The following is a 23,388-nucleotide window of genomic DNA, read 5'->3' as shown; positions in this document are numbered from 1 at the left end:
CCCGGCGCTCACAAGGAATCCCCATGCTGTACGACGTCGTCATTGCCGGTGCCGGCCCGGTTGGCTTGTTCCTGTCCTGCGAACTGGCCCAGGCCGGGTGCTCGGTGCTGGTGCTGGAACAGGCCGGGTCCGCCGGTTCGCCGTTGAAGCGCCTGCCATTCGGACTGCGCGGCCTGAACGCCCCCACGCTGGAGGCGCTGGATCGGCGCGGCCTGTTGGACGCGGTCGCCGCGACACAGGTGCTCAAGCCTGACAAGGGGGCGCCGCCGCCCGGCACCGCCCATTGGCTGGCGCAACCGCGTGCGCTGGGTGGGCACTTTGCGGGTATTCCATTTGCGTTGGACGATGTGGACCAGACGCGCTGGACCTGGCGCCTGCCGACGCCGGTGGGCACCCAGATGGCGGTGGAGCTGCAGGCCCTGGAAGCGGTGTTGGCCGAACGTGCGATTGCGCTGGGCGTGCGCATCGAACGCGGGCGTGCGGTACAGGCGGTGGATGCGCGTGAGGCGCAGGTTGCCGTGCACACCGGCTCCGGCATGGTCCACGGCCGCTGGCTGGTCGGTTGTGATGGGGCCCGCAGCACGGTACGCAAGCAATCGGGCTTCCTCTTTGCTGGAACCGGGCCGGAGTTCACCGGTTACACGCTGCTGGTCGAACTGGCAGATGGGTGTGTACTCACACCGGGCCGACAGTTCACCGATCACGGGATGTGCAATTTCAACCCGCCAGGCATGCTGGCGCTGGCCGACTTCGACGGTGGCGCGGGCCATCGCACGCCACTGGACCGGCACAACGTGCAAGCGTTGCTGCGGCGGGTGTCTGGCCGCGAGGCAACGATCACTGCATTGCACCTGGCCACGACATGGACCGATGCTGCGCGCCAGGCGACGGCCTATCGCAGCGGCCGTGTGCTGTTGGCAGGTGATGCCGCGCACATGCATTCGCCGTTGGGCGGCCAGGGACTGAACCTCGGCATCGGCGATGCGATGAACCTCGGTTGGAAACTGGCCGCCGTGGCGCGGGGCAAGGCCGATGAGGCGCTGCTGGACAGCTATCAGGCTGAGCGCCATCCAGTGGCCGCCAAAGTACTGGACTGGTCGCGCGCACAGGTTACGCTGATGCGTCCCGGCGACGGTTCGCGCGCGTTGGCAGCGATCATGGCCGACCTGGCTGGCACCCGCGATGGGGCCACGTATCTGGCCGAGCGGATCTGGGGTGTTTCGCAGCAGCTGGATCTTGGCGGAGAGCACCCGCTGGTCGGCAGGAGCGCGCCTGACTTCCGGCTGGCCGATGGTCGCCGCATGGGCGAACTGCTGAGAACGGGGCAGGGGGCGCTGCTTGTTTTCGACCCGGCGTCCTGGTCGCCGCAGCATGGCCAACGCTGGCAGCTTCCCATCGCCTGCGCCGCAGATACTGGAGATGCGGCATCGGGTCTGGGGGCGGTGCTTGTACGCCCGGATGGCATCGTGGCCTGGGCCTGCGGCATAGGCGGGGATATGTCCGGCCTCGATTCAGCGCTTGCTTCCTGGACCGGTCCGACGCGGTGATCTGCCGGCTAAAGCGCAGTCACCATCGTCTGCGAGCGACAGCTGGCCTCGGTCATCACAGAGGCCAGCTGCTTCAGTGAATAGGGCTTGCGCAGCAGCGTGAAACCATGGCCTGGATCGCGGGCCAGCAATTCGCTGTAGCCACTGGTGAGAATGATCGGGAGGTCGGGCAGGCGGCTGCGGATGGTGCGGGCCAGATCCAGCCCATTGGTCCCAGGCATGACCACGTCGCTGAACACCACGTGGAAACGCGCAGCGTCGCGCTCCAGCTCCGCCAGTGCTTCGTCGGCATTGCGCGCAAGTACGACGTTGTATTCAAGCTCGCGCAGCGCCCCGACTGCAAACTCGGCCACATCCACGTTGTCTTCCACCACCAGCACGCACAATCCGTGGCCATGCAGCAGTCCCGGTTGCGCGGTCGGCGGCTCGATGGAGGCGTTTGCCTGCGCCAGCGGCAGATACAGCGTGAAGCGCGTACCGACACCGGCCTGACTCTGTACGTCCACTTCGCCCTCGGACTGCTTGACGAAACCGAACACCTGGCTGAGGCCAAGCCCGGTGCCCGCGCCCACTCCCTTGGTGGTGAAGAAGGGCTCAAAGATCCGGTCCACCACGGACGGATCGATACCGGCACCGGTGTCGCTGACGCTGATCGCAGCGAAGTTGCCTTTCATCGGCGCCGCGAACCGCACGGAAGGCACCGATGTCAGCTGTTCCACATCGATCGTCACCTTGCCGTGGCCGTCGATGGCATCGCGCGCGTTCACTGCGATGTTGATCAGTGCGGTGTCGAGTTGGGTCCGGTCCAGCAGTACCGGCAACAGGGCGTCAGGCAGGTTCACCGAAACGGAGATGCGGGCACCCAGCACTGTGGTGATGATGTCTGAAAGCGCGCGTACGCTCTCGCAGAGGTCGAACACCTGCGGCGACAGGCTTTGTCGGCGCGAGAACGCCAGAAGCTGGGCGGTCAGGCGAGTGGCGCGGTCAGCGGCGGTTTCGATGGCCTGTACATAGCGCAGGCGCGCATCTTCGGCCGGCCAGGTATGCAGCAGCATGTCCACGGAACCGGTGATGACCTGCAGCAGATTGTTGAAGTCGTGGGCAACGCCGCCGGTCAGCTGGCCGATGGCCTCCAGCTTCTGCGACTGCCGCAGCTGTTCGCGGGCGCGTACCAGTTCAAGGTGGGCCTCGCGTGCCTGCTCGGTGATGGCTGCTACCTGGCGAGTATGCCGGTCGCGCTCGATCACCCGTTCGGTCTGCTCGCTGACGACACAGATGATGCCGGCCACGCCTCCGCAACCGGCACGCAGCGGCGAGTAGGAGAACGTCCAGAATGTCTCGCGCAACGTGCCATCACGGTCCATCATCAACGGCAGGTTCTTGAAACTGTGGCTTGTGCCGCCGAAGGCATCGTTGACAGCATCCACGACGTCGGCCCAGACATCCGCCCAGACGTCTTCCAATCGGCTGCCCATGGCACCGTGCAGCTTGCCGCCCAGCATCGGAAGATAGGCGTCGTTGAAGAAGAACGCCTTGTTGTCGCGGCCCCATGCGATCCACAGCGGCTCCGGAGAATCCAGGATCATCGCCAGCAGAGCGCGAAGTTCGGGCGGAGCGTTGGTGGCGTCGGCCGAACGGGCCCAGTCGCTGTCCTGCAGCAGTCGGTAGGCGAGTTGATCAGGTGCCGAGACAGGTAGCGGGAAGGGATGCATGGCCGTGCGCGAAGAAAGGTGCCGCAGCTTAGCCGAGGTGATGTCACTGCGCCCTGCACAGGTCCTGCGGCCTGTCTTTGATCGGCCCTTCGCGGCGGTCGAAGGTCCTCGCGCGGCGTCCTCTGGTTGCACCGCCATCTCCGCGCCAACAGCCTGCGTCGCGGCTGCCCGGATCTGCGGCCTCAGACACCCAGAAGCGAATTCACCTGCCAATCGGCAACCCGCGCATGGCTCACCGCCTGATGACTGCCGCATCCGTCGCAGCGGAACAAGGCACCGCCCGGCAGCTGGACCAGGTTGTCTTCGCTGGCCGAGCGGGTTTCCGAGCAATGCCGGCAGATGACAGTGAGCGCCGTAATGCGCTCGACCCCGCCGGACAAATCGAACACAGCTTCAAAGGCATGGATGACAGGGTGACCAGTGGCCGGCATCGGGAGAGTCGTCGTGGTGGGAAGGCCTCATCCTGCCCTCCCGATCGTGACGGACGGGTCATCCGCATGCATTGGAACGATCAAGATGCCAGGCGGCTCAGAGATCCTTCTTCTTGCCGCTCAGGTCGATCGGCCTGTCGCTGCCCTTGCGCTCGCTCGACCACACTTCCATGCTCTTGTTGCAGCGGCTTTCGCGGGCAGCCACTTCGCGCGGCAGGTCCTTCAGGTGCGGCGATTCCTGGCAGGCCTGGTGCATGTTGCTGTCGTCATAGGTGGCACAGGCGCTGAGCGAAGCCAGGCCAACGGCGGTGAGGGAGGCGCGAAGCAGGGGCTGCAGGGTCATGGGGAGGTCTCGGGTGGTGCCGGGCTGGCCATGGAATTCAAATCCGTGACCCGGGCACGCACAATCCGTCCGATCGCACTTGTTATTTTATAACAGATACGCGATAGTCCCGCGCCTGCTGCCTCAGGCGACGCAGATCAACAGGATCATGCTCAGCGCCAGCATCAGCACGAATATGCGCCGGCTCAGTGCCAGGCAGGCCAGGCAGGCGGCCAGTGCCCAGGCAGCCAGCAGCGCGCAGGCCAGCAGCCACAGCCCGATCACGATCAAGGATCCACTGGCCGGTGCGGACAGTGCGATCGCCTTGAACAGCGTCACGCCCAGCACACTGCCGAGTACGCCCGCCTGCAGGGCGATGGCATCGTGACGGGCAGGGGCGGGCGGGTGGTGCATGTCGGCGGTGTTCTTTCGCTGCGAGGAAGGCGCAGCCACTGTGCCCGACCGCATATCCACGCCATGTGTTTTTCGCGCACGCGATGCGCAGCCGGCGCGGGCCTCAGTCGAACTCGCCCTCGGCCGATTCCAGCCGTTGCCGGTAGGCCGCCCGATGCTGGTACAGGCGTTGGCACTCGGCGGACCGGTGGATCCGGCTGGCCGGTTCGTTGGCCACGGCGTCGCACATCCTTGCGATGTGGTTGTTGGACGCCAGTTCGGTCACGAAGAACACGGCGGTGATGCCGGTACCGAGCAGCACGACATAGAGCAGGCGGCTGAGCCAGCGCGTGCGCTTGCGCTCGAAGTGCTGCTGGAGGGTCAGGTCGAAGCGGATGATGCTGAGCACGATCCAGATGATCGCGACCAGGAAGCAGAGCGTGGGCAGCAGGCCTCGCCAGATTCCTGCTTCGTATACCGACTCGCTGTAGTGGACTGCTGCCCCGGCACCGGCGATGGCGATTGCCAGTGCCCAGTTGCGGCCAAGCGAGAGCAGGTCATCGAGCAGCTTCTCGCGGTTCCTGGTCGATCCTCCTGCCACGTGGGTTCCATCTCCATGCTGCGAGCGGCGGCGGAACTGCCGCCGATCCTGCAGATGGTGGAGCATCGCTGCGGTGATGAGAAGACCGCGCGGCTCAATGTGCGATGACGCGGGCGCCGATCCAGCGCCGGTAGCGGCGGGTCCGACACTTCGCGGCCGCCTGTGCCAGCAGCAGTGCCCATACCGGCGAGACCGTGGGTGCGGTGGGGCGGCGCCGGCTCAACCGGCCCAGCTGATACTTCACTGCGGCCATGTGCGCACTGGCCGCCAGCGGCTTGCTGCGCCAGTTGATGTTGCGCAGTGTCGGCACCGGGTCGCGGCCCTGCTGCCAGTGCTGCGGCAGATCCGGCTCGATCGCCAGCGCCGTGGCGATGCCGACCATGGCCACGCCGCTGGCCAGCACCTGCTCTGCCACTTCGCGGCGGCGGATGCCACCGGTGACCATCAGCGGCATCGTTGCCACCGTAGCGATCTCGCGTGCGAATTCGAGGAAGTACGCTTCGCGGGCCACGCTGCGTTCGTCGCGTGCGGCGCCGGTCATGGCCGGTGCTTCATAGCTGCCGCCGGACAGTTCGACCAGATCCACGCCGAGGGGCGACAGCATCTGCACCACTGCGCGCGCGTCCTCGGGCGAAAAACCGCCGCGCTGGAAGTCGGCGGAGTTGAGTTTCACCGCCACCACGAACGTGGGCGCCACGGCCGCGCGCACGCCCTGCACGATCTCCAGCAGCAGGCGCGCACGGTTCTGCAGGCTGCCACCCCAGCGGTCATCGCGGCGGTTCGATAGTGGTGACAGGAACTGGCTGAGCAGGTAGCCGTGCGCGGCATGGATCTCCACCCCGCTGAAACCCGCGCGCTCGGCCAGCTCGGCACTGCGGATGAAGCGCGCGATCACCGAGTCGATGTCGTCCTCGGTCATCGCCTTGGGCGGTGCGAACTGCTTGGACAGCGCGCCCATCTGCAATGCGACGGCTGACGGCGCAAGCGCAGGCTGGCCGAGTGCGGCCGGCATCTGCCGCCCCGGGTGATTGATCTGCATCCACATCTGCGCGCCCCGCGAGCGGGCAGTGTCCGCCCAGGCGGTGAAGCGGTCGAGGTGGCGGTCGTCCTCCAGTACCACGCCACCCGGCCCGGTCATGGCGCGCCCATCGACCATCACATTGCCGGTGATGATCAGTCCGGCGCCACCATCGGCCCAGCGCTGGTACAACTGAAGCAGCGCTTCGGAGGGGGCGTGGTCGGCGTCGGCCATGTTTTCTTCCATCGCCGCCTTGGCGATGCGGTTGCGGATGACGGCACCGGAGGGTAGTGCCAAGGGCGAGAACAGCGACATCGGACAGCTCCAGCACAGGGGAATGGTGCTACGCTAACCTTCAAGTTTTATTGAAGGTCAACAGGTTCCGATGTTGAGGATTCAGGTAGATGAAGATCGGTGAGCTGGCCCGCCGCACGGGCCTGGCAGCGTCGCGCATCCGCTTCTACGAGGAGGCCGGGTTGCTGGTGGCCCAGCGGCAAGCCAACGGCTACCGCGACTATCCCGAGCAGGCGGTCCTGCTGCTGGAGCTGATCACCGGCGCCCAGCGTGCCGGTTTCAGCCTGGAGGAGATACGCGCCTTGCTGCCACCGGACATGGGCCAGTGGCAGCACGACGCATTGATCACGATGCTGCAGCAGAAGGTGGCCGACATCGAGGCGCTGCAGTCGCGGCTGGCACAGAGCCGGGAGCACCTGCTGGCCCTGATCGAGGACATCCAGGCACGGCCGGAGGGCATCGACTGCGCGGCCAACTCGCGGCGGGTGCTGGAGCGCGTCAAGCGCGGTGAGCTGGCGCGACCGACGCTGGCGGCCGGCGACACAGCGTTGCTGCGGCCGGATCGCCGCCGCCGCGCGGGCGGCAGCTGACGATCCGACGCGAAGGTCAGTGGCTGCCCACGCCGGCTGCCTTGCGCTTCTTGTCCAGCATCACCGCCACGCACCACAGCAGCAGGCCGCCGATCGCGGTGGCCGCACCGACATAGCCGGTGCTGGCCGGGCTGAAGCCGGCACTGATCGCCATGCCGCCCAGCCACGGGCCGAGGGCATTGGCGGTATTGAAGGCGGCATGGTTGGAGGCGGCGGCCAGGGTCTGCGCTTCGCCGGCCACGTCCATCAGGCGCGTCTGCAGTACCGCCGCCAGCGCGCCCATCGTGCCCACGGTGATGATCATCGGGCCGATGGTCCACACCGATTGCGCGGCCAGCGGATACAGCAGAAGCATCACGATCGACCACAGCAGCACCACTGCGGCGGCCTTGAAGTGGAACTTGTCGACCAGCCAGCCACCGGCGATGTTGCCGATGATCGCGCCGATGCCGAACACGCCCACTGCCAGCGGCATCCAGGATTCGGCCACGCCGGTGACCTGCACCAGGGTCGGCGCCAGGTAGGTGAACACGCAGAACATGCCGGCGAAGCCAACGGCGCCGATCGCCAGCGCCAGCCACACCTGGGTGGTGTTGAAGGCGCGCAGTTCGCGCATCGGCGAGGTGCGCACTTCGTCCGGATCCGGCAGCAGGAAGCGCGCGATCATCGCCACGGTGGCGATGGCCAGCACGCTGACCAGGGCAAAGGCGGTGCGCCAGCTCAGCTGCTGGCCCAGCCAGGTGGTCAGCGGATTGCCGACCAGGATCGCGATCGACAGGCCCAGCAACACGCGCGACATCGCCTGGCCGCGCTGGCCGGCCGGGCTGATCGCGGCGGCCACCAGCATCGCCACGCCGAAGTAGGCGCCATGCGGCAGGCCGGCGACGAAACGCGCAATGAGCATCGTGCCGTAGTTTGGTGCCAGCGCGCTGGCCAGGTTGCCGACGGCATAGAAGCCCATCAGTGCCAGCAGCAGCTTGCGGCGCGGGAAGCTGGCGCCGACGAAGGCGAGGATCGGGGCGCCGACCACCACGCCGATGGCGTAGGCGCTGATCAGGTGGCCGACCTGGGTTTCGGAGATCGACAGGCCGCGGCTGATCTCCAGCATCAGGCCCATGCTGGCGAATTCGCTGGTGCCGATGGCGAAGCCGCCCAGGGACAGGGCAAGGATGATCAGGGTGCGCTGACGGGGCGTCAGCCGCGCAGCCAGGGAAGAGTTGGGGCTCATGCGGGGCGCGATGGGGGCGGGGAGCCGGTCATTGTACTGCTGCACCGCAGCAAGGGCAGCAGCACTCAGGGTAAATCAGCGTTTGATCGGTGACACGTTCGTCCACCCCGCCACCGCGCTGCGCGATCAGATGCCCAGCGCCGCCCGGGCGTGCGCATACTTGCCGCGCAGGCGCCCGGCCGTCGCCGCGTCGAGCATCGCCAGGCGCTGCGGATCGGCGTTGTCATCCAGATCGGCCTGCTTCACCTTCAGTGCCAGCGGGTGGGCGGCAATGCGCGCGTAGTAGCTGTCCGCGTCGGGGGCCGCGTCGCGGTTGAGCAGTTGCACCGCCTCGCGCAGCGGTGCGGGAAATGCCTCGATCCGTGCGGCCAACGCCGGACAGTCTTCGGCTACGTCATGCAGCCAGGCCACCACTTCGGCGTCATCGTCGCCGCGTACTGCGGCCGCCACCCGCGCCACATGGCAGATGTAAGGCTGGCCAGCCTTGTCGATCTGGCCCGTGTGGGCCTCGGTGGCCAGCGTGCGTGCAAGTGCTACCCAGTCCATCGCAGTCTCCTTGGATATCCGCGGACAGTTTCGCGCAAAAACCGCAGCGCTTGTGCATACGCCGATGACACTGCGATGGGCATGATGGCGGGGCAGGGGACGCAGTGTCGCCCCGACAAGGAGGAATGCGATGCAGGAATTCAGGCATGTGCTGGAAACCCGCGGCCGCTATCAGCTGGTAGCAGTGTCCTACGAGCCGGTGTACGCTCCGGGCGATGTGGTCGGCCATGCGGTCGTCGCCGACGATGGGGATCGTCTGACCGACCTGGTATCACTGGCCGAAGCGCGCCAACTGCTGTTGCAGCGGGTGCGTGAAGAGGGCGAAGAGCCCGGGCTGGAGAACGAAAACAACCTGCGGAAGAAGGCGTCGCGCTGGCGCCGCCGCTAGGCCGTCGCGCCCTCGTGCGCATCATGGAGGATTCGGGTGTTGCCCAGTAAGAAGTATCTGCTCATCGCCATCGTCACGCTGGCGACCCTGCTGCTTGGTTTCGTGTTTTCCGGCTACCTGACCCTGTTGTTCCTGGGCCTGGACACCAAGCTGTTCACCTGGAACACGTACTACCAGTACTACCACGCCATTGGCCAGCCACAGGTCGCGCCCTTCGTGGGCAAGATCAAATGGGCCGGCTACGTGGGCTTCGGCCTGCCGTTGCTGGCACTGGTGGTGACAGGCCTGGTGCTGCTGCTGAAGAAGGACAAGCGCTCGCTGCATGGCGACGCGCGTTTCGCCAACGGCGCCGACCTGTCCAAGCACGGCATGTTCAAGAAGACCGGCCAGAGCATCGTGGTCGGCAGCCATGGCGGCAAGCTGGTGCGGCTGGACGGCCAGCAGTTCGTGATCCTGGCCGCGCCGACCCGCTCGGGCAAGGGCGTGGGCGTGGTCATCCCGAACCTGCTGGAGTACGGCGAATCGCTGGTGGTGCTGGACATCAAGCAGGAGAACTTCGACCTGACCAGCGGCTGGCGCGCCAGCCAGGGCCAGGAGATCTACCTGTTCAATCCCTTCGCAGAAGATCGGCGCACGCACCGCTGGAACCCGCTCAGTTACGTGTCCGATGACCCGGCGTTCCGGGTTTCGGACCTGATGAGCATTGCCGCGATGCTGTATCCGGATGGTGCCGAGGACCAGAAATTCTGGGTCAGCCAGGCGCGCAACGCGTTCATGGCCTTCACCCTCTATCTGTTCGAGAACTGGGACGACGAGCGCAGCAGCGGTTTCCCGGGTGGCTCGGGTACGCCCACGCTGGGCGCTGTCTACCGGTTGTCGTCGGGTGACGGCACCGAGTTGAAGAAGTACCTCAAGGCCTTGTCGGAGCGGCCGTTCCTCAGCGCCAACGCGCGTTCGGCGTTCGCCAACATGCTGTCCCAGGCCGATGAGACCTTCGCCTCGATCCTGGGTACCTTCAAGGAACCGCTCAATCCCTGGATCAACCCGGTGCTGGACAAGGCCACCAGCAGCAACGACTTCCTGTTGACCGACGTCCGCAAGAAGAAGATGACCATCTACATCGGCATCCAGCCGAACAAGCTGGCCGAGAGCCGGCTGATCATCAACCTGTTCTTCAGCCAGCTGATCAACCTCAATACCAAGGAACTGCCCAAGTCCAACCCGGACCTGAAGTACCAGTGCCTGCTGTTGATGGACGAATTCACCTCGATCGGCAAAGTCGAGATCATCGCCTCGGCGGTGTCCTACATGGCCGGTTACAACATACGCCTGCTGCCAATCATCCAGAGCATGTCCCAGCTCGATGCCACCTACGGGCGGGAGGTGTCGCGCACGATCATCACCAACCACGCGCTGCAGATCCTGTATGCGCCGCGGGAGCAGCAGGATGCCAACGACTACTCGGACATGCTGGGCTACACCACCATCCGCAAGAAGAACGTCACCCACGCCCGCGAGAAGACCCACAGCTTCACCGAAGAGCGGCGCGCGCTGATGCTGCCGCAGGAACTGAAAGCAATGGGGCCGGACAAGGAAGTGTTCCTGTACGAGGGCATACCGCATCCAGTGAAGTGCGACAAGATCCGCTATTACAAGGACCGCTACTTCACTTCGAGGCTGCTGCCAAAAGTCGACGTCCCCATGCTTAACGTCTAATTCACGTCGCTAAATTTGTGACGTAGATTCATATTCATCGACGTGAAAACGTGAGCTGAGTCAAGAATTCGGCATCTGTTCATAGATTTTCAGACTTGTCTGACATGGAATTGACGCGTGGTTGTGTAACTCTGTGTTCGTCATCCAGAAGTGTGTGTTGGATGGCAAAAGTTGTAGCGCAGGGTGGCCAGGAGTTTGTGCCATGGAAACAAGGATGGTTTCGACGTTGGTGAGGGTGTGCGGGTGTGTCGTCGACAGTGTCTGGCGGCCCCGCGACTTGGTTGGCAGCTTTCGGGCTGCAGGGGAGCCGGGGCAGGTGTGCTGCATGCCAGCGCGTCTCCCCGATTCCGGCGTGCGCCATGCAGCGCCGGACGACCAGGGAGCCAACGCTCGGGACTGCTTTTTCGTACGTCAAAGTGAAGCCCGTATGAATCAGGCGTTTATCGCGAAAATGTCCATCGCCGCAGTCGCGGCGCTGATGGTGGCAGGTTGTGCCACCAAGTCCGCTCCCGATTTCGGCGGCCGCTGGAAGCCGGTCAACCGCTTTGCGGCGGCGACGACCGAAATCCCGCTGTACTCCAGCTACGTCTACCAGGCCTCGCCGATGGATGGCACGCTCAAAGCCATGCTCGAGCGCTGGGCCAAGGATTCCGGACGCACGCTTGATTACCGCCTCAGCTCGGACTTCACCCTGTACGGCGCGGTCTCGAACATCGACACCACCAACGCTCAGCAGGCCGTGATCGATCTCACGGCGGCCTATGCGGCACAGGGCATCTCCGTCTCCATTGTTGGCAACCAGATCGTTGTGCAGAGCGCTGGCTCGACGCCCACCGCGTCGGCGCAGGGCGCTGATTCCAACAGCGGCACCTGAGTCCACATCGAAATCATCGAACGTGCCGCTCCCCGCGCCTGTCGCAGGGGTGCCACGCCCATTGATGTTTCAGCAGTACGGAAGAATCCATGTTCCGCAAGAAGGATCCCGGCAATAGTCCCAAGGTCGAGCAGTCGGTCGCCAAGGCGGTCAGCTACGAGATCACCGTCGCCGACATGGCGCGTCGCAGCGAGCGACGTGCGTGGTGGGTGGCCACCGGCTCTTTGCTGATGTCGCTCGCCCTGGCGGGCGGCTACTACTACATGCTGCCGCTGAAGGAGAAGGTGCCGTTCCTGGTGATGGCCGATGCGTATACCGGCACGGCAACGGTCGCTCGCCTGCGTGGCACCTTCCAGGGCGAGACGATCACCACCAATGAAGCGATCAACCGCAGCAACGTCGCCCAGTACGTGCTGGCGCGTGAATCCTACGACTCGGCGGTGATGGGCCTGCGCGACTGGGAGCTGGTGTTCGTGATGTCCAACGGCCCGGTGTCGCAGTCGATGCGTCAGCGCTATGCAGGCAACAACCCGCAGAACCCATTCGTGATGTACGGCCGGGAGAAGGCGATCCGGGTCAAGATCCTCAGCATCACGCCGCTGGGGGCCGAGCCTAACGGCAGCTTCCGGGGGGCTTCGGTCCGTATCCAGCGCAGCCTGCTGGACAAGCGCACCGGTGCGTCTACCTACCTGGACAACCAGCTGGTGACGATGCGCTTCGAGTACAACCAGAATCTCGCCTTGTCCGAGCAGGACCGCATCCTCAATCCGTTGGCTTTCCAGGTCACCGAGTACCGCGTCGACAACGATTACTCGCGTGGCGTTCCGGTGCCCGACGACGGCGCCATGCAGGCGCAGGCCCAGCAGGCGGCACAACAGGCAGCGCAGCAGGCGCAGGGCGTGTACGACCCGAACAATCCGGCTGCCGCCACCATCATCGATCCCGCAACTGGCCAGCCCGTTGCCGTTCCGCCCAACGGTCAGGTTCAGGGGCAGCCGATGCAAGCCCAGCCAGTGCCGGGTCAACCGGTGCCGGGTCAACCGGTGCAGGGTCAAGCAATGCCGGGGCAGGCCATGCCCGCACAGCCGGCCATGAGGCCGGCACAGAACAATTCCACCGGAACTGCTGATGGAGCAAGCAACCGATGAGTAGTCGAAATATCAGGGGAAGCGCGCTGGCGCTGCTGTCGATGTTGTCGTTGCTGTTCTGTGCAACGGCGATGGCGCAGGCGGTTGACCACTACGAGTATGAAAAGGATCGCATCTATCCTGTTCGCACCGGCCTGGGCCTGACCACGCAGATCGAGCTGAGTCCGAACGAAAAGATCCTCGACTACAGCACCGGCTTCAGCAATGGCTGGGAGCTGACGCGTCGCGAGAACGTGTTCTATCTCAAGCCGAAGAATGTCGACGTCGACACCAACATGATGGTGCGCACGGAGACCCATTCCTACATCTTCGAACTGAAGGTGGTGGCCACCGACTGGCGTCAGCTGGAACAGGCCCGTCGCGCGGGCGTGCAGTACAAGATCGCTTTCGTCTATCCAAACGACACCGTGTTCGGCGTCGCCCAGGAAGCGGTCGAAGAGGAAGCCAAACCGCTGCTGAGCTCTGAACTGGCCAAGGATCGCCAGTACAACTTCAACTACTCCTATTCGACCAGCAAGGCGAAGAAGATGGGGTGGTTGATTCCCGTCAACGCCTATGACGATGGTCGCTTCACCTATCTGAGGCTGCCGAACTCGCCCGAGTACAAGACCGGCATCTTCCCGGCGGTGTTCGGGCGTGAATCGGAATACGGTGAAGACTTCGTGGTCAACACCACGGTTGAAGGCAACACGCTGATCGTGCACGGGACGTACCCGTACCTGGTCATCCGCCATGGCGACTTCGTCGTCGGCCTGCGAAGGAACGTGAAGAAATGAGCCAGCAGAACACTCCGGGAAATGACCCGAACCCGTCTCCCTATTCCCAGGGCGCCGCTGGCCAGGAGCCGCCGTCCAACCCGTACTTCGGCAACGCCAACGACCAGCAGGCTGCGCCTGATCTGGATGCTGGCGCGCCGCAGTTGCGCTCGGCAGAAGAGCAGCGCCTGAACCGCAAGGCATTGCTGTTCCTGGGGGGTATCGTCCTGCTGCTGATGGCAATGGGGTTCCTGCTTTTCCGCAAGGGGCAGGACGACGCAGCCGAGCAGAAGAAACCACAGGAAGAAGCACGTGCCACCACGCCGCAGCTTCCGAGCGTTGTCGGGGCGCCCGAGCCGGCGCCGCCGGTCGCGGTTGCCGATCCGATCCCGATGCTGCCGCCTCCGCCGCAGCAGGAAGTGCCAATGCCGGGCTTCCCGATGGGCAACGAGGCCAAGGCGGATCATGAGCGTGGACCGACGCTGATGGACCGTCGCATGGGCAGCGGCTCCGGCGTGGGCGGGGGCGAGGCGGGCGGCGCCGCCAACGGCCAGAGCGGCTCCGACTACAACCAGGCGATGATCGCGGCCATGCAGGCGGCGGCCAATCCGCAAGCGCAGCCGCAGAAGGTGCGCCGTGGACCGGATGTGGAAGATGTCTCCAGCGCCACTTATATCCGCAGTCCGGATGCACTGCTGGTGCGGGGCACCTACCTGCGCTGCGTGCTGGAAACCCGCATCATCACCGACATCGCCGGTTACACCTCGTGCCTGCTGACGGAGCCGGTGTATTCGATCAACGGCCGCAATCTGCTGCTGCCCAAGGGCTCCAAGATCTATGGCGCCTACGGCGGTGGTCCCACGGGCAAGCGTGTGGAAGTCATCTGGGATCGCATCACCACCCCGAATGGCATCGACGTGGCCATGTCCAGCCCCGGTACCGATGGTCTGGGCGGCGCGGGCCATCCCGGTCAGTACAGCGCGCATTGGGGCAGCCGTATCGCTTCTGCCCTGATGATCAGCCTGCTGGCCGACGCGTTCAAGTATGCCGCTGCAGAGCACGGTCCGGAGACCACGACCGTGGCCAACAACGGTATGACCATCCAGTCGCCGTATGAAAGCGCTACTGCGCGCACCATGGAGCGCCTGGCCAATGAGGCACTCGGCAGCAGTCGTCGTCCGCCGACCGTCACCATCAACCAGGGCACTGTGGTGAATGTCTACGTTGCCAAGGACGTCGATTTCACCAACGTGCTGAATCCCCGCCGGTAACCCAACGAACGACCATGGACGCTGAAGTGTCACCCCTCGCCCTCGTCTCCAGCGACTTCCTGCGCTATCAGTACGAAGTGCTGGGCATCGCCGAGTACATGACTTCGCCGGAAGTGACGGAAATCTGCATCAACCGTCCCGGCGAGCTGTACCTGGAAACCCGTGCAGGGTGGCAGCGGGTGGACGTGCCGGGCCTGACTTTCGAGCGGGCCCGGCAGTTCTGCACCGCGGTGGTGAACGAGAGCAACACCGGGCAGCGCATCACCGATGCAGATCCGGTGGTCTCGCTCACGTTTCCCACCGGTCAGCGCGCCCAGTTCGTGATTCCACCGGCGTGTGACGCGGGCAAGGTGTCGATCACCATCCGCCTGCCGTCCAAGCACACCAAGTCACTCACGCAGTATCACGAAGATGGATTCTTCAACCAGATCCTGGAGAGCGACGGCAGCATCAGCGAACACGATCGCGAGCTGCTGGAGCTGCGCCATTCGCGTGAGTACGCCGAATTCTTCCGGCGTGCGGTGATGTACCGCAAGAACATCGTGGTATCGGGTGCGACGGGTAGCGGCAAGACCACCTTCATGAAAGCGTTGGTGAATCATATCCCGGACAGTGAACGCCTGGTCACGATCGAGGACGCGCGCGAACTGTTTCTGACCCAACCAAACGTGGTGCATCTGCTGTACTCCAAGGGTGGGCAGAGCGCAAGCAATGTCACCGCCAAGAGCTGCATGGAAGCGTGCCTGCGCATGAAGCCCGAACGCATCATCCTGGCCGAGCTGCGCGGTGACGAGGCGTTCTACTTCATCCGCAACTGCGCATCGGGCCATCCGGGGTCGATCACGAGTTGCCATGCCGGCAGCCCGGAGCAGACCTGGGACCAGCTGGCGCTGATGGTCAAGGCCTCCAGCGAAGGCTCTGGGCTTGAGTTCAACGTGATCAAGCGACTGCTGATGATGACCATCGACATCGTCGTCCACATCAAGGCACATGCCGGTTCCCGCTACATCACCGGTATCGATTTCAACCCTGGGCGCGCCCAGGGGCAGGAGGGCTGAAGGATGCTGCCAGGACTGGAAATGATGGCGTGCCCGGAGATGGCCGTGTCGATGGACGTGATGCAGCACGTCATCAATGTCGAATCGTCGCGCAATCCCTACGCGATCGGCGTGGTGGGAGGAGCGCTGGTGCGCCAGCCCAAGGCGCTGGACGAGGCGTTGGCCACCGTGCGCATGCTGGAAGAGAAGGGCTACAACTTCTCCATCGGCCTGGCCCAGGTCAACCGCTACAACCTGGGCAAGTACGGGCTGGATTCGTACGAGAAAGCGTTCCAGCAGTGCCCGAACCTGCGGGCCGGATCCCGCATCCTCGCCGAGTGCTACAAGCGCTCGGGTGGCGATTGGGGAAAGTCGTTCAGCTGCTACTACTCGGGCAATTTCGAAACCGGCTTCCGTCACGGCTATGTGCAGAAGGTCTACGACTCGATCCGCCGTGGGCAGCAGGTCGCCAGCAACGGCGTCACGCCGATCGACGTGATCAGCCGTGGCGAACGGCGCGCTGTAAAGGTCGAGCATCACCCGCAGCTGGCGTCGCCGGCACAGGCGCGCATTGTCGCCCAGTCGAACGGACCGGTGTACGTTCCTTCGGATGATCCAGCGCGTGCGTACGTGGTGTACCCGTCCACCGGTGCGATGGCGCGCGGCAGTCTGCTGAATATTGCCGATCAGGCGCTGTCCAAGGTCGTCCTGGGGTCGGTGGACCGGATGATGCAGCCCCAGCAGGCAGGTCAGCAGGGCGGGACTGCACAGCCGCAGCAGGCGCAGTTCCCGCAGGGCATGGCCCAACGCCTGCCGTCCCAGAACAGCTTGGCAATGCCGCAACAGCTTCCTGGTGCCGCGGGCGGCACCGACAATGGCCCGGTGATGCTGCGTCCGTGGAGCGAACGCAACCTACCGGTGGCGGAAAGCGCAGATTCGTACAACGCGCCGGCGCAGGGCGCGCCGGTGCAGCAGATTCCCGCAGGGGATGCGGCCTTCGTGTTCTGACGAAGTCGTGGTGCGGCCAGTCCCCCGGCTGGTCGATTCAGTTGTGTTAGTCCATCAACAAGGAAATCAATCCATGAAGCGATCCAATCTCGACCTCGTCCAGGCCCAGCGCACGCTGAAGACCCTGCTGATGGCAACGATCTTCGTCGGCGCATTGTTCGCCCCGCAGGTGTTCGCCACCAACGGCGCCACCAACTACGGCGGTACCGACGGCAAGGTCTGCGGCTTCTTCTCCAACATCAATGGCCTGCTGAACATGGCCTCGATTGCCGTCGTCACCATCGCGGTCATCTTCGCCGGCTATCAGATTGCCTTCGCGCACAAGCGCATCAGCGAGGTCTCGCCGATCCTGATCGGTGGCGTCCTGATCGGTGCCGCCGGCCAGATCGCCCGCATGCTGCTGGGTGACGAGTACGGCACCTGCGAAGGCAAGACCGGCATGCTGATCCAGCAGGCAGTGCTCTACTACAGTGCATAAGAACGTCGTCTTCCGCGGTTGCACTCGCCCGGCAATGTTCCTGGGCGTTCCCTACCTGCCATTCTTCATGGTGGCAGGTGGGTTGCTGCTGCTGAGCGTCTACACCAATTTCTGGTTCCTGCTCACCATTCCGGTAGCAATCTTCATCATGCGGCAGATGGCCAAACGTGACGAGATGATCTTTCGTCTGATGGGCCTGCGCCTGATGTTCAAGCTGCGGGTGCGCAACGTGCAGCAGCACGACGGCATGTGGGTATTCAACCCGAATCATTACCGCAACAAGCCGGCCCGAATGGATTGAGGTCCGGAATGGCCTGGCGGGCGCGTGCTGCCCGCCAGGCCACCTCGAAGTTCCCTGGCAGCAACTCTTTGGAAGCAGTCGTATGTTCAGCCCAGATACCTCCATCAGTGAGTTCATTCCCCTGTCGACGCATGTCGCCCCGAACGTGGTCAAGACCACGGGCGGTGACTACCTGTTGACCTGGTACCTGGAGGGGTTGCCGTTCGTGGGTCGCGAGGAATGGGAACTGGAACATCGGCACAACACCTTCAATCGCCTGCTGCAGACGCTGCGTGCGCCGGACTTCGTCAACGTGGCTTTCTGGGTGCACGATATTCGGCGCCGTCGCACGCTGAAAGGCAAGAGCACCTACCGGCAGCGCTTCAACCAGGACGTGTCCGATCAGTACATGGGCATGCTGTCCTCGCAGCGCATCATGCAGAACGAGCTGTACCTGACCATGATCTACCGCCCGGTGGTATCGGGTAAGCGCTTCGTGGAGAAGTCGGCGAACGTCGATCGCCTGCGTGCCGAGCAGGAACAGGCCATCGAGAAGCTGATGGAGCTGGCCGGCAACGTCGAGGCAGTGATCCGTGATTACGCGCCGTATCGCCTGGGCATGTACGAGGCAAAGAATGGCGTGGTGTTCTCCGAGACGCTGGAGTTGTTCGGATACCTGATCAACCGCATCGACGAGCCGGTGCCGGTGCTGCCGGCGCCGATCAAGGATTACCTGCCGGTCAGCCGGCACATGTTCTCGGCCAAGACCGGCGACTTTGTCATCAACACCCCGAATGGCGCCAACCACTTCGGTGCCATCCTCAACATCAAGGAGTATGCCGAGGGCACCTACCCGGGCATTCTCAACGGCCTGAAGTACCTGGACTACGAGTATGTCATCACCCATTCGTTCAGCCCGATGGGGCGCCAGGACGCGCTGAAGGTGCTCGACCGCACCAAGGGCATGATGATCTCCTCCGGCGACAAGGCGGTCAGCCAGATCGTCGAGCTGGACCAGGCCATGGATCAGTTGTCGTCCGGCAACTTCGTGCTGGGCGAGTACCACTTCATCATGGCGGTGTACGGCGACACGCAGGCCAAGCTCTCGCAGAACGTCGCCTCGACCCGGGCCGAGCTGTCCAACGCCGGATTCGTGTCGACCAAGGAAGACCTGGCGGTTACCTCGTCCTTCTATTCGCAGCTGCCGGGCAACTGGCGCTACCGTACGCGCCTGGCCAATGTCAGCTCGTTGAATTTCCTGGGTCTGTCACCGCTGCACAACTTTGCTACCGGCAAGCAGCACAACAACCCCTGGGGCGACTGCGTCACCACACTGCAGACCACCAACGGCCAGCCGTATTACTTCAACTTCCACGCGACCCATCCGTCGGAGAATTCGCTGGGCGAGAAGGCGATCGCCAACACCATGGTGATCGGTAAGTCAGGTACCGGTAAGACCGCGCTGATCAACTTCCTGCTCAGCCAGGTGCAGAAGTACGAGCCGTCGCCGACCATTTTCTTCTTCGACAAGGATCGTGGTGCGGAGATCTTTGTGCGTGCCTGCGGCGGCAACTACCTGGCCCTGGAGAACGGTGCGCCGACTGGCTTCAACCCGTTCCAGTGCGAGAACAACGAGTCGAACGTGCAGTTCCTGGCCGACCTGATCAAGGTGCTGGCCGGCAAGCGCGAGTACAGTGCCCGTGAGGAAGAGGACATCTACCGCGCAGTGGAGAGCATGCTCGATACGCCGATGCACCTGCGCAACATGACCAACTTCCAGAAGAGCCTGCCCAACATGGGCGATGACGGTCTCTACGCGCGCATGCGCCGCTGGACCTCGGGCAATTCGCTGGGCTGGGTGTTCGACAACCCGGTCGATACCGTTGATCTCAGCAAGGCCAACATCATCGGGTTCGATTACACCGACATCATCGACAACCCTGAAGTGCGCGTGCCGGTCATCAATTACCTGCTGCACCGCTTGGAGTCGCTGATCGACGGCCGTCCGCTGATCTACGTGATGGACGAGTTCTGGAAGATCCTGGACGGCGAGGGTGGCCTGAAGGAGTTCGCGAAGAACAAGCAGAAGACCATCCGTAAGCAGAACGGCCTGGGCATCTTCGCCACGCAGAGCCCGGAAGATGCGCTGAAGAGCGACATCTCCGCGGCCCTGATCGAACAGACCGCCACGCTGATTCTGCTGCCGAACCCGAACGCCAGCAAGAGCGACTACATGGATGGCCTGAAGCTGACCGAGGCCGAGTTCAAGGTGGTTACCGCGCTGGACGAGCGCTCGCGCTGCTTCCTGGTCAAGCAGGGTCATGCCTCGAGCGTCTGCCAGCTCAACCTGCGCGGCATGGACGACATCCTGTCGGTGATCTCGGCCTCGACCGACAACATCGACATCATGCATCGCGTGCTGCAGACGGCAGCGGTCCGCAACCGTGTGACGGTGGACGAGTTGACCCCGGATCAGTGGCTGGACGCGTTCTACAAGAATCGAAAGGGCTCGGGCAAGCGGGCCGAACAGGATCAGGAGGAGACGGCATGAACCTGCCCACTCAAACGAACAAGGAAACTGCCATGACGACCGAAACCCAACGCAAGCCCATTCGCCGGCGTCGCATGGCGCCCCTGATGGCAGCCGTACTGACGCTGGGCCTGACCGTGAGCACGGGCACCAGCCCGGCGCAGGCGATGACCGTCTATGACCCGTTCAACTGGGTCATGAACTTCCTGCAGGAGATGAAGGCCGGCAAGGAGTACTTCGAGACGGCTGCGCGCTGGAGCCAGACGGCCGAACAGTACACCAAGACCATCGACAACTGGCTGTCCAAGCTGCAGAACTGGACCCAGATCATTGCTTCGCCGCTGATGCCGCCGACGCCCACGCTGACGAAGATTCCCGAAAACTGGAACGTGGCAGAAAAGTGCGGTGGCGATTCCATGATCAGCATGAGCGGCCTGATGGCAGTGCTGAACATGAGCCCGGGCGGCGATATCGGCGCGCAGCAGCGAGCGATCTGCTCGTACATCCAGGTGCTTGAGAACAAGAAGTACAACGAGACCGTCGAGGTCGTGCAGATGTCCATGCCGGCGATGGAGCAGATGCTGCAGCAGCTGCGCCGGATCCGCAACGCGTTCAAGAACGAAGGCGCGCTGCAGGAGGATATCTCCAACAATACGGCAACCGCGGTCGAACTCGATAAGGCGTTCAAGAAGTGGGAAACCACCGTCAAGGTCTACGATCAGCAGATTCTTGCCCTTCAGGGGCGGCAGAAGAACCTGGCCGAGCGTGCGTTGCGTGGCGAGCGCAATCCGATTGGCAGCGTCATCAAGGCCGGCGCGCTGAAGGCCGCGCTTTCGAAGTGAATCACGTGCGCAACGCACTCCAGCAGGGCCCCGATGCGGGGCGGGTGATGTGATGAGTCAGGGAATGATGCACGGTATGGTGTTCAATGATCTGTTGCACGGCACGTTGTTCGCCTCGGTGGGCGACTTCGTCTTCTTCCGGCTGATCCTGGATTATCTGCGCGACGAGATCACCAACTTCGGCAACGGCATCCTGAGCCGGATGATGACCTGGGTCGGCACGATGGCGTTGGTGCTGATGACGCTGTGGGTGCTCATCCAGGGCTTCCGCATCGTGACCGGACGGAGCCGTGACTCGATGGCTGCGCTGATGACGAACATGGCGCGCGCCGCCCTGATCGTCACCGTCGCAACGTCGATGGCGATGTTCGGAACCAAGCTGCAGAACTTCCTGACCGGAGATGTGCAGGACCAGATCACCTACATCGTGACCGGCAAGAAGTCGACCGCCTCGGAGCTGATCGACAAGAACCTGGGCTACATGCAGCTGGCACTCACGTCGGTAAGCGTGCTGGATGTGGCCGGCGACGTGGCTCTGGATAGTGCCAAGACCCGCGCGATGTGGTTCATCGGCCTGGGAACGGGCGGTCCCGCCGTGACCGCAGGCGCGATGTTGCTGCTGTACCAGATTGCGCTGGCGCTGTTCATCGGATTCGGACCACTGTTTATCCTGTGCCTGCTGTTCGAGCAGACAAAGTCGCTGTTCCAACGATGGTTGTTCTATGGCATCGGCACCATGTTCTCGATGGCCGTGCTGGCGGCGATGACCGGCATTGCCATGGAAATGGTGGCGCGCGTGGCGGCTTCGTTCTGGGGCGCGTCCGCGCTGGGTGCACTGCTGGGGTCGAACCTGACCGAGGGCATGAGCAGCATGGCGCTGCAGCAGGGCGGCATGGGACTGATCCTGACGACGCTGATCCTGACTGCGCCCCCAATGGCCGCGATGTTCTTCCAGGGCACCCTGGGTACCTTCATGGCATATTCGCAGATAGGTGGTAGCCCGGTAGCGCAGGCGCCCAGCTCAAACGGCCAGCCGCCGGGTAGTTACATGCCGCCTCAGACTTCTAATGCGGAGAAGCATGTTTCACCACCAGTAACCTATGCAACCAGTGGAAGGTCTATAGGTGAAGGCGGGTCTAGCGGAAGTCTTGGGCCTGGTACGCATGGCAAGGCTGCTGGAAGTTAGTTGAGGCTTGCTCAGCGCATGATTCAAGGATTGGAGTAAACACTATGATCAAGTTCTTTCTTGCGGCCGCGCTGCTGATAGCCCCTTTTTCCGCTCTGGCGGAGGGGAGATGTCCCCCTGGGCAGTACCCTGTTGGAGGGCAGGGCGTCGGCGGGTGTGCGCCTATTCCTGGCGGAAGCAGCTCTCCCTCCACTGGATCTTCTGCGCCGGTTCCGGCCGGGAAATGGGAGACGCGCTGGGGAGCCATTGCTGAGGACAAAAAACCAGCAACTGGTGGCTTGATGGCAACCGGTGTTTCCGTATCCCAGAAATCGAAGCGAGCTGCGGAAGCGGCGGCGATCGACGGATGTGTCCGACGAGGAGGGAGCAAGTGTGAGATTCGTTTGAGCTATCACGATCAATGCGCCGCAATCGCCGATCCGTCGCCCCGCTCGGGCGGAAAGGCTGCCGGAAATTCAATCGTTGCCAGCGCTGAAACACTTGACGAAGCTCAATCGCTCGCGTTGAAGGAATGCGCCTCTGTGAATGATGGAGGAGCGTGTGAAGTGGCCTACTCGGCCTGCAGCATGTCGGAGTTCAGGGCGTATCGCTGATCGCCAGTTCTGCGTGAGGGCTGTCAGCAGTTATTCATGCTGCACCGGAAGGTGGCGTTACTTGTGGCCGCATCTGCTATGGCTGTGATGTTGTTCCGAGGCGTCTGGGAGACTTCATGCATGTTCGCAGATGGCTGGAAATTGAGTTCGGGCGTGGCTGTATGATCATGACTGGTCGATTGATGCAAGCGGTCATCGCAGCAATGTTCTCTCTAGCATTCTCATCCGCAAGTGCAGAAGGGAACTGCCCTCCCGGTATGTATCCGATTGGAGGGCAGGGAGTACAGGGCTGCGCGCCAATTCCAGGAGCCAGTTCTGGGGGCAGCGCTACGATTCCTACTCCTCCGCCCAGACCATTGGGTGAATGGGTTAAGACCTGGGGCGCACTCGCTGGCTCATCCAGCGGTTCGGAGGGGGGCGCATCTGTAGGTGAACCCAGTGAGCGTGCTGCGAAGGGGACCGCGATTTCGAATTGCGAGAAGAACGGTGGACGTTGCAGGATCGAGTTCACCTACCAGAATCAATGTGTGGCTGCTGTCACCTCGGAACTGGCATCCACCGGTACACAGTACGCCAGTTCGGGGACCGTGGAGAGCGCCG

Annotated in this window: 23 protein-coding genes and 1 pseudogene; 16 read left to right on the top strand and 8 right to left on the bottom strand. The window is 63.5% G+C overall.

Annotated features, from left to right (window positions below; translation table 11 throughout):
• The first annotated feature begins 23 nt into the window (after positions 1-23).
• A complete protein-coding gene (locus FQS62_RS14215) occupies positions 24-1,547 on the top strand; it encodes an FAD-dependent monooxygenase (protein WP_208043214.1) in 1,524 nt (507 codons plus the stop codon).
• An 8-nt stretch (positions 1,548-1,555) separates the two neighbouring features.
• Here FQS62_RS14215 and FQS62_RS14210 read toward each other — a convergent pair whose 3' ends face one another.
• The 6 genes from FQS62_RS14210 to FQS62_RS14185 all read right to left on the bottom strand — a co-directional run bounded on the left by FQS62_RS14210 (position 1,556) and on the right by FQS62_RS14185 (position 6,339).
• On the bottom strand, positions 1,556-3,259 hold the full coding sequence (locus tag FQS62_RS14210) for an ATP-binding protein (protein WP_208043213.1): 1,704 nt from the start codon (positions 3,257-3,259) through the stop codon (positions 1,556-1,558).
• A 182-nt stretch (positions 3,260-3,441) separates the two neighbouring features.
• Positions 3,442-3,690: a hypothetical protein gene (locus tag FQS62_RS14205; protein ID WP_005410137.1), complete on the bottom strand. Its 249-nt coding sequence runs from the start codon at positions 3,688-3,690 to the stop codon at positions 3,442-3,444.
• A gap of 97 nt (positions 3,691-3,787) precedes the next feature.
• Positions 3,788-4,033, bottom strand: a complete 246-nt coding sequence (locus FQS62_RS14200; RefSeq protein ID WP_049448510.1) for a hypothetical protein — start codon at positions 4,031-4,033, stop codon at positions 3,788-3,790.
• Positions 4,034-4,156: 123 nt separating this feature from the next.
• Entirely contained in the window at positions 4,157-4,426 is a 270-nt protein-coding gene (locus FQS62_RS14195) for a hypothetical protein (protein ID WP_049448508.1), read from the bottom strand.
• Between the two features lie 103 nt (positions 4,427-4,529).
• Positions 4,530-5,006, bottom strand: a complete 477-nt coding sequence (locus FQS62_RS14190) for a hypothetical protein (RefSeq protein ID WP_208043212.1) — start codon at positions 5,004-5,006, stop codon at positions 4,530-4,532.
• Between the two features lie 94 nt (positions 5,007-5,100).
• Positions 5,101-6,339, bottom strand: coding sequence for an NADH:flavin oxidoreductase/NADH oxidase family protein (locus FQS62_RS14185; protein WP_107379807.1), 1,239 nt, complete (start codon positions 6,337-6,339; stop codon positions 5,101-5,103).
• Between the two features lie 89 nt (positions 6,340-6,428).
• Between FQS62_RS14185 and FQS62_RS14180 the strand changes: the two genes are divergently transcribed.
• A complete protein-coding gene (locus tag FQS62_RS14180; protein WP_088479778.1) occupies positions 6,429-6,908 on the top strand; it encodes a MerR family transcriptional regulator in 480 nt (159 codons plus the stop codon).
• A gap of 16 nt (positions 6,909-6,924) precedes the next feature.
• Here FQS62_RS14180 and FQS62_RS14175 read toward each other — a convergent pair whose 3' ends face one another.
• Positions 6,925-8,136, bottom strand: coding sequence for an MFS transporter (locus FQS62_RS14175; protein ID WP_049448503.1), 1,212 nt, complete (start codon positions 8,134-8,136; stop codon positions 6,925-6,927).
• A gap of 126 nt (positions 8,137-8,262) precedes the next feature.
• A complete protein-coding gene (locus FQS62_RS14170; RefSeq protein WP_208043211.1) occupies positions 8,263-8,682 on the bottom strand; it encodes a phosphohydrolase in 420 nt (139 codons plus the stop codon).
• A 130-nt stretch (positions 8,683-8,812) separates the two neighbouring features.
• Between FQS62_RS14170 and FQS62_RS14165 the strand changes: the two genes are divergently transcribed.
• The 14 genes and pseudogenes from FQS62_RS14165 (at position 8,813) to FQS62_RS14100 (ending at position 22,788) form a co-directional block, all read left to right on the top strand.
• The gene (locus FQS62_RS14165; protein ID WP_005410128.1) at positions 8,813-9,070 is read left to right on the top strand and encodes a hypothetical protein; all 258 of its coding nucleotides are present in this window, start codon (positions 8,813-8,815) and stop codon (positions 9,068-9,070) included.
• Positions 9,071-9,106: 36 nt separating this feature from the next.
• A complete protein-coding gene (locus tag FQS62_RS14160) occupies positions 9,107-10,786 on the top strand; it encodes a type IV secretory system conjugative DNA transfer family protein (protein ID WP_208043210.1) in 1,680 nt (559 codons plus the stop codon).
• A 427-nt stretch (positions 10,787-11,213) separates the two neighbouring features.
• Entirely contained in the window at positions 11,214-11,660 is a 447-nt protein-coding gene (locus FQS62_RS14155) for a hypothetical protein (protein WP_012480646.1), read from the top strand.
• Between the two features lie 89 nt (positions 11,661-11,749).
• Positions 11,750-12,808: a VirB8 family type IV secretion system protein gene (locus tag FQS62_RS14150; protein ID WP_208043209.1), complete on the top strand. Its 1,059-nt coding sequence runs from the start codon at positions 11,750-11,752 to the stop codon at positions 12,806-12,808.
• Positions 12,805-13,584, top strand: a complete 780-nt coding sequence (locus FQS62_RS14145) for a TrbG/VirB9 family P-type conjugative transfer protein (RefSeq protein WP_057499284.1) — start codon at positions 12,805-12,807, stop codon at positions 13,582-13,584. Before FQS62_RS14150 ends, FQS62_RS14145 begins: the two co-directional genes overlap by 4 nt.
• Positions 13,581-14,834, top strand: coding sequence for a TrbI/VirB10 family protein (locus tag FQS62_RS14140; RefSeq protein WP_208043208.1), 1,254 nt, complete (start codon positions 13,581-13,583; stop codon positions 14,832-14,834). The genes FQS62_RS14145 and FQS62_RS14140 overlap by 4 nt, the downstream gene beginning before the upstream one ends.
• 14 nt (positions 14,835-14,848) lie before the next feature.
• Complete coding sequence (gene virB11 / locus FQS62_RS14135) at positions 14,849-15,892, top strand: P-type DNA transfer ATPase VirB11 (RefSeq protein WP_088479781.1); 1,044 nt, start codon at positions 14,849-14,851, stop codon at positions 15,890-15,892.
• Positions 15,893-15,907: 15 nt separating this feature from the next.
• Positions 15,908-16,372 (top strand): annotated as a pseudogene (locus FQS62_RS22290) (lytic transglycosylase domain-containing protein); the annotation flags it as partial.
• A gap of 637 nt (positions 16,373-17,009) precedes the next feature.
• A complete protein-coding gene (locus tag FQS62_RS14125) occupies positions 17,010-17,357 on the top strand; it encodes a TrbC/VirB2 family protein (RefSeq protein ID WP_229302304.1) in 348 nt (115 codons plus the stop codon).
• A complete protein-coding gene (locus FQS62_RS14120; protein WP_080392955.1) occupies positions 17,350-17,658 on the top strand; it encodes a VirB3 family type IV secretion system protein in 309 nt (102 codons plus the stop codon). The genes FQS62_RS14125 and FQS62_RS14120 overlap by 8 nt, the downstream gene beginning before the upstream one ends.
• 82 nt (positions 17,659-17,740) lie before the next feature.
• Positions 17,741-20,188 carry a VirB4 family type IV secretion/conjugal transfer ATPase gene (locus tag FQS62_RS14115; RefSeq protein ID WP_049455396.1) on the top strand — a complete coding sequence of 816 codons (2,448 nt, stop codon included), beginning with the start codon at positions 17,741-17,743 and terminating at the stop codon, positions 20,186-20,188.
• A complete protein-coding gene (locus FQS62_RS14110; RefSeq protein ID WP_224328282.1) occupies positions 20,185-21,009 on the top strand; it encodes a TrbJ/VirB5 family protein in 825 nt (274 codons plus the stop codon). The genes FQS62_RS14115 and FQS62_RS14110 overlap by 4 nt, the downstream gene beginning before the upstream one ends.
• Before the next feature lie 76 nt (positions 21,010-21,085).
• The gene (locus tag FQS62_RS14105) at positions 21,086-22,195 is read left to right on the top strand and encodes a TrbL/VirB6 family protein (RefSeq protein WP_226053539.1); all 1,110 of its coding nucleotides are present in this window, start codon (positions 21,086-21,088) and stop codon (positions 22,193-22,195) included.
• A gap of 44 nt (positions 22,196-22,239) precedes the next feature.
• The gene (locus tag FQS62_RS14100) at positions 22,240-22,788 is read left to right on the top strand and encodes a DUF4189 domain-containing protein (protein WP_088479783.1); all 549 of its coding nucleotides are present in this window, start codon (positions 22,240-22,242) and stop codon (positions 22,786-22,788) included.
• Positions 22,789-23,388: the final 600 nt, after the last annotated feature.

This window comes from Stenotrophomonas sp. SBJS02 (assembly GCF_020428325.2).
In the GTDB taxonomy this organism is placed as follows: Bacteria; Pseudomonadota; Gammaproteobacteria; order Xanthomonadales; family Xanthomonadaceae; genus Stenotrophomonas; species Stenotrophomonas africana.
Note: the sequence above shows the minus strand (reverse complement) of the source record. Positions and strands in the feature narration are given on the sequence as shown.